Source organism: Longimicrobiaceae bacterium, from assembly GCA_035696245.1.
In the GTDB taxonomy this organism is placed as follows: Bacteria; Gemmatimonadota; Gemmatimonadetes; order Longimicrobiales; family Longimicrobiaceae; genus DASRQW01.
The window spans coordinates 1-5992 of record DASRQW010000486.1 but is presented as its reverse complement, the minus strand read 5'-3'; the positions used below and the strand labels follow the sequence as shown (position 1 = coordinate 5992).

General features: G+C 71.3%; 7 protein-coding genes and 1 tRNA gene. 3 read left to right on the top strand and 5 right to left on the bottom strand.

What is annotated here, in order from left to right; translation table 11 throughout:
• Nucleotides 1-23 precede the first annotated feature (23 nt).
• On the top strand, nucleotides 24-632 hold the full coding sequence (locus VFE05_21855; GenBank protein ID HET6232735.1) for a hypothetical protein: 609 nt from the start codon (nucleotides 24-26) through the stop codon (nucleotides 630-632).
• Nucleotides 629-1405: a hypothetical protein gene (locus tag VFE05_21850; GenBank protein HET6232734.1), complete on the top strand. Its 777-nt coding sequence runs from the start codon at nucleotides 629-631 to the stop codon at nucleotides 1403-1405. The genes VFE05_21855 and VFE05_21850 overlap by 4 nt, the downstream gene beginning before the upstream one ends.
• Nucleotides 1406-1747: 342 nt before the next feature.
• On the opposite strand, the gene VFE05_21845 is transcribed toward VFE05_21850, so the two are convergent.
• The 3 genes from VFE05_21845 to VFE05_21835 form a co-directional block, all read right to left on the bottom strand.
• On the bottom strand, nucleotides 1748-2029 hold the full coding sequence (locus VFE05_21845) for a hypothetical protein (protein ID HET6232733.1): 282 nt from the start codon (nucleotides 2027-2029) through the stop codon (nucleotides 1748-1750).
• A 327-nt stretch (nucleotides 2030-2356) separates the two neighbouring features.
• Nucleotides 2357-3253 carry a hypothetical protein gene (locus VFE05_21840; protein ID HET6232732.1) on the bottom strand — a complete coding sequence of 299 codons (897 nt, stop codon included), beginning with the start codon at nucleotides 3251-3253 and terminating at the stop codon, nucleotides 2357-2359.
• A gap of 65 nt (nucleotides 3254-3318) precedes the next feature.
• Nucleotides 3319-3765: a hypothetical protein gene (locus VFE05_21835; protein ID HET6232731.1), complete on the bottom strand. Its 447-nt coding sequence runs from the start codon at nucleotides 3763-3765 to the stop codon at nucleotides 3319-3321.
• A 248-nt stretch (nucleotides 3766-4013) separates the two neighbouring features.
• Between VFE05_21835 and VFE05_21830 the strand changes: the two genes are divergently transcribed.
• Nucleotides 4014-4244, top strand: a complete 231-nt coding sequence (locus VFE05_21830; GenBank protein ID HET6232730.1) for a hypothetical protein — start codon at nucleotides 4014-4016, stop codon at nucleotides 4242-4244.
• A 280-nt stretch (nucleotides 4245-4524) separates the two neighbouring features.
• On the opposite strand, the gene VFE05_21825 is transcribed toward VFE05_21830, so the two are convergent.
• Nucleotides 4525-5034, bottom strand: a complete 510-nt coding sequence (locus tag VFE05_21825) for an HNH endonuclease (protein ID HET6232729.1) — start codon at nucleotides 5032-5034, stop codon at nucleotides 4525-4527.
• A gap of 155 nt (nucleotides 5035-5189) precedes the next feature.
• Nucleotides 5190-5263: transfer RNA gene (locus tag VFE05_21820), tRNA-His, on the bottom strand.
• Nucleotides 5264-5992 lie beyond the last annotated feature (729 nt).

The following is a 5992-nucleotide window of genomic DNA, read 5'->3' as shown; positions in this document are numbered from 1 at the left end:
GTTCCCGGCCGCCGAGCGCGCGAATGCGTGAGCTGCGTCGCTCCGAGAAGCGTATCATCATCGCCGCCTCTGTCGCCTGCGCGGTGATGGGATGCGTGCCGCACCGCAGCGCATCTGCAGAGACAGACGGGTTGGCGATGGCACCGCCTGGCAACGGAGATACGCGGGATGTCATCGTCCCCTACATCCCCGCGGCGTTCAGCTACCACTGCGGACGCTGGTTCGCGCGCCCGGCCGACGGTACGGTGCTGGCGGACCTGCGCCTCTCCCGCGCGCCCGGCGCCGCGGACGAGGATGCGGTCCGGCGCGCCGGTGGCATCGTCCTCTACCGGTTCCACGTGCCGGCACTCCGCGCCGCCATCTCGGTTTCCGCCGTGGAGCGGCTGGTGGACGGCGAGGTGTTCACGGAAGCCGTGGGCGTCCGCGACCCGCGCCGGTTCGACGCCGTGGTGGCGGTCCGCCTCTCGCGGAGGATGACGGCAGGCGACAGCGCGGCGCTCGCACGAATCGGCGCGCGGCTATCCGCAGACGGCGCTCGCGTGACGCTGCCCGACTCCGCGGTGGACGAGCTTCGGAAGATGCCGGTCATGGCGGAGATCGCCCCCGTGCTGCCGATGTGCCCCGGCGAATGACCACCCTCACCGCTCCACATCTCCCGATGCGCATCTCACGACAGCTCCTCCCGCTCCTCCCAGTGCTTCGGCGCTTAGCTGTTCCCGCGGCGCTGCTGGCGGCCGGAGCGTGCGCCACGGCCGGGGGCGGCGCCCAGGCGCGGCCGGAGTACATCGACCCGCTGCCGGCGGACTGCACGGCGGACGCGGGCGCGCCGGACTGCGGGCCGCGCATGGAGGAGGCGCAGCTCCAGCGCTATCCGATGTGGGTGCAGCGCCAGGAGGGCACGCTCACGCTCCAGCTCCGCGGCGGCACGCCCATCGCTTTCGCGGACGTGGCGGCGGGGACTGCCACCACGCCCGCGGTGCGGTATTTCTTCCGCGACTACCTGCCCACCCTCGGCTACTTCCTGCTGGAGGTGCGGCCGGAGCGCGGCAGCCGCGGCTTCCTGCTGGTGAGCGCGTCCAGCGGCAGGCAGTACCCGGTGGAGGCCGTGCCCGTGGTCTCCCCGGACGGGACGCGCTTCGCCGTCGCGGTCGCCGCTGAGGCGGGAGATGCGCGGAACGCGGTGGAGATCTGGCGCGCAGGGGCGGAGGGGCTGGTGCACGAGTGGTCGTCCGCCCCGCCCGCGCAGGGTCCCGGCGCGTGGTCGCCCGTGGAGCCGGTATGGCTCAACCGCTCCGCGCTCCGCTTCACCCGCCGCACGCAGGACGCCGCGGAGACGACGCTCCGCGAGACGCAGTCCATCGTCCGCCTCACGCCGACGGGCTGGCAGGTGGACGCAGGCCGGTGAGCCTACACTCTCTCCCGCGTCGCTCGGCGCGGCGGCTCACCGGAGCGGAGCAGCCGTGCCTCCAGCCTGAAAACGTGGACACCTCGCACTCCCCCGCAGCCGATTGCTAGTGTAGTGACGCTCAGGTTCCGTGCTGGTTCAGAAGCCCGAATCGCGAGCCTGTGCAGGATTCGACGACCGAGCGAAGCAACACGGGACTTCGGATTCACTACACGAGGCCGTGCATACGGAAAACGGAGAGCTGCGGCCAGGCGCAACTCTCCGTTCTTCCTCGCTTCCGAGTGGATCAGCAGTGGTGTCAGCGTCCCGCCGGACCGTGGTCACGGCGGAGCGCCTGCATCACTACTTGTTGCAGCCCTGTCCGCAGGTCTGGACGCCGCCGCACTGCGTGGCACCGCCGGCAGAGACCTGGCAGCCTTCTCCGCAGGTCTGGACGCCGCCGCACTGCGTGGCACCGCCGGCCGTGACCTGGCAGCCGCCGCCGCAGGTCTGAACGCCGCCGCACTGCGTGGCGGGGCCGGCAGAGGCGTCTTCCCCGAATACGGTCCCCGTCCCGATGTTCAGCCACGAGGTGTCGAAGGAATCCACTTCCAGCGTGCCCAGGTCCAGCTTCAGCTTCCTCATGTTGATCCTCCGGATCATCGAGTGAAGTAGCACCACCGATTGAAAATCGGTGGCGGAAAATGCTCGGCTTCGGTGTGAAAAGCAAGAAACTCGTGGGAGAGACAGGGTTGAGACAAAATTCGGAACACCGTGCGTCGAGCCTTCCCGGCCGATTCCGGCGGAACTGCAAGGAGCAGCAGAAGCGCTGCTGGTTCGAGGACATCGAGTTTACCGCTTTGGAGCGGGAAGGGCGTCTTCAAGCATGCGAAGCCCGCAGAGTCCCCCATCAAAACGTAGAAGGGCCGCAGCGACGCCGCGGCCCTTCTACGTTCTACCCGATAAGCAGTCCTACCGCCGCCCGCCCGGCTGCTGCACCACGCGCGACGAGACGATGCGGCCCGCCTGGTCGGTCACGTACTCCACGACGGCGCCGGACGCGAGGCGGACCTGCTTCACCGCCTGCCCCGCCGCGTTCGTGGTGGTCCGCAGCACCGGCAGGCTGGTAATGGCGCCCAGCGTGCGCTGGTTGACCAGCTGGCCCGTCGTGTTCGTGGTGCGCTCCACCAGGTTGCCCGTCTGGTCCAGCGTGGTCTGCACCGTCTGGCCCAGGGTGTTCACCGTCTGCGAGAGCAGGCCGCCGGGCTGCGTCACGTTGTTCAGCGTGCCGCCCACGGTTCCCAGCGTCTGGCCCACGACGCCGCCGGGCTGGAGCGCGGTGTTCGCCACGCTGCCCACGGTCCCGACCGTCTGGCTCACCACGCCGCCCGGCTGGAGCGCCGTATTGGCGACGCCGCCTACGGTGCCCACGGTGTTGTCCACGCTCTGCAGCAGCCGCTCCAGGATCTGCGGGTTGCGGTCGATGGTGGTGAGCGTGCGGTCGATGATGCGCGCCACGTTGTCCAGCCGCACCACCAGCATGGCCTGCGCCTCCACCCCGCTGATGCGCAGCGTCACCCGCTCGATGCCCACGTCGGCGCCCGCGTTCAGCGACAGCAGGTTCGCCAGCCGCGCCTCCAGGCTCAGGCGCGCGCGGAGGTTCGTGACCTCCAGGTTGATCTCGCGCACCTTCAGGTTGGGCACGTTCAGGTACACGTCGGGCTCGCCCATGGCGGCCATCTCGCGCGCCACCTGCGGCGACATGGCGCCCTGGGGCGAGCGGTAGCGCGTGGTGTCCTGCTGGGCGTGCAGCGGCGCCGCGGCGAGCAGGCCGAGCGACAGCGCCAGGGTGTTCCGGTGGCGGATCATGGGTCGGGCTCCTGTAGATGTACGGTGGCGCTGCCGCCGGCCCCGTGCGGCAGCCTGGGCCTGCATTACCGCGGCGCGGGCCGCGCGGTGTCTCCCGGCAGCGTGCGCGCGGAGTCGAACACGGTAACGATGCGGCCACGCACCCGGACGTTGCGGTACGTCACGCCCGGGCGCACGGGCCGCGGCAGGTTCTCGCGGTCGGTGCACGACAGCGTGTCGCGGGCGCCGGCGCCGGGGAAGCTCACGTGTGTCCTGGGCGCCGAGCCGAACCGTACCGACTGCGCGCGCACGTCTGCCACGACCGCGATGTCCGCGTTCTCCAGCGCGGCCGAATCCGCGACCGGGCAGCCCCCCGCCCGTGCGAAGGCCGCGGCGGACGTGTCCGACGACGCGCTCTCGGGCGCGGGGGCGGAGCGTGCGCCCGCGCCGCCGCACGCCGTGGCCAGCGCGAGCAGCGCCGCCCATGCCGCGCCGCTTCCGCGGTTCGCGCGCCGTGCCTCGCTCCCAAGCATCGTCGGGCCGTGCCGGTTCGGGGAACGTGGGTTCGGGACGAAGCCGCGGCGGGTCAAGGAGTGTGCCAGGCGCGGGGAGATGCGGCGCGCTGCGACGCCCGCCATCTCCCGTGCGACGCCGATCCCACACTCGCGGCGATTCCGGCGATGCGGACCGGCGTTTCCGGCGAGGGGGATGCGCGGCGGGCGCGGGGCGATATCTTTGTCGCGGAGTGCACCGCCGGAAACCGCGCAGCGAGCGTCCACGCATGGCCCGAGACACGCCCCCAGCTTCCGCCCCGGCACCCGGGGCCCCCAGCGATGGTGACGAGACCGCGCGCCTTGCCGGAGAGGTCGAGCGGCTGACCACCGCGCTGCACGACATCGTGGCTCTGGCGCTCACCAGCGGCGACCACAAGGAGCGCGCGATCATGATGCACCGCCGAGCCGTGGCCGCCCTCTCCAGGACCGACGTCCGCCCCCCCGCCCGCTCGGAGTAGGGCCTCCGGTCGGATCCGCTCGATCGGCTTCCGCCGGCGCCGGTCCGCATCTACAGACCGCTCGAAACGCCGGCCGCCTCCCGTGGCCGGCGTTCGCGTTGTGAGGGGAACCGGCGGCGGCGCCCCCGCTCGCGTGAGCAGGGACGCCGCCGGACCGCCGCGCCGAAGGATGGTCTCGTCGCTGCCGGAGAGATGACGTGCTGCGGAAGGGTGGAGGGATGAAGGGTGGCCCGCCGGAGACGGGCTCCGGCGGGCTGGGGTGATCCTTCGGCGGGCAGGGTCAGGCCGGCGGGCGGCGGCGCTGCTCCATCCGCATGCGGTGCAGGCGCGCCAGCGTGGGCACCCACAGCCGGCCGTGCAGCGTCATGCCCGCTTCGCCGGGCGTCCGGCTGCCCTTGCGGCAGTTGCAGGCCTGGCAGGCGGCGACCACGTTTTCCCACGCGTCGGGCCCGCCGCGCGAGCGGGGGTGCACGTGGTCGCGCGTGAGGCGCAGCCCGTGGTCCGCCAGCACCTTGCGGGTGCGCAGGCAGTACGCGCAGCGGTCGCCGTCGCGCAGGAAGAGGTTCGCGTTGCTCAGCGGGGCGCGCCCGTTGAACGCCGCCGGCAGCCGCGAGTACGCCAGCATGGCGATGGAGACCGGCGCGGCCAGCGTGATGCGCGGCGACCGGAAAACGATCTCCGGGTGCTCCTCCACCGTCCATGCGCGGCCCTGCCAGACCTTCGTGACGGCTTCGGTCACGTGGATCTCGCCCGTGGGCACCAGCATCGCGTTCATCACCAGCGTGCGCATCCGTGCACCGCTCTCCTCTCCGTACGAATCCCCGCGCCCGGCCGGATTGCCAAGCGCGTCCCGCATCCATCGACTTCGTCTCGTCTCCCGGTCACCCACCGCGCATCGCCCGCCGTGCATCGACGGTAGATGAGGATTGGATGGTTCGACTTCCATCAGGTGGGGCGGGCTCGAACCGCCATCTCGGGATCCACAATCCCGCGGCTTCACCGTTTAGCCGACTCACCTGTCATATCACGTCCCGCCGTGCATCTCCCGCAAACGAGACGCGCCCCGCCCGGTGCTGCCAGGGGCGGGGCGCGTCGTTGCGACTGCGCCGGTGCGGTGGAGCGCCTGTCGCGCTCACATCCCGTCCCGCCTCCCGATTCCGTTCAACCCAGCGCCCTCATGCGCGTCCATGACCGGCTGCCGGCCGCGATGCCCGATACCGAACCCGCTCCGCGCCAGCGGCTTACGCCCGTACGCATGCGCGCCGTCTCTCCACGCCCGCGGCTCCGCCGGAGCGTGGGGGCGCGCGTCGATGCGCGAGCAGGAAAGCAGCGTCGAGGTCGTCATGGGATGGTGAAAGCTCGTGTTCTCGGGTCGATGCCGAAGTATGGGAACGCAAAAAGAGCCGCGGCCCTCACATCCACCTGGCGGGTGGACGGGCGGCGGCGGTCACGAGCGAACCCGTGCACGGCCGGCCTGCCTGAAGAGGGACGCGACTCCCGATGCACCGAATTATCTACCGTCTTCCGCAGTTCCGTCAACCCCTCGCCCGGCGTGGGCTCGCCGAAGCGGGCTGCATCGCATCGGCCGAGATTGCGCCGGGCCTGTGCCGATGACAGCCCTCGGCCGCGCGGACGGTGATGGGTGGAACGGAGATGCGTGGTGTGCGATACCCAGCATCCATCGTCACCATTCGTGGAAGACGACGAAGACGGCGGCGACGATGAGCCCGAAGCCCACGAGGTAGTTC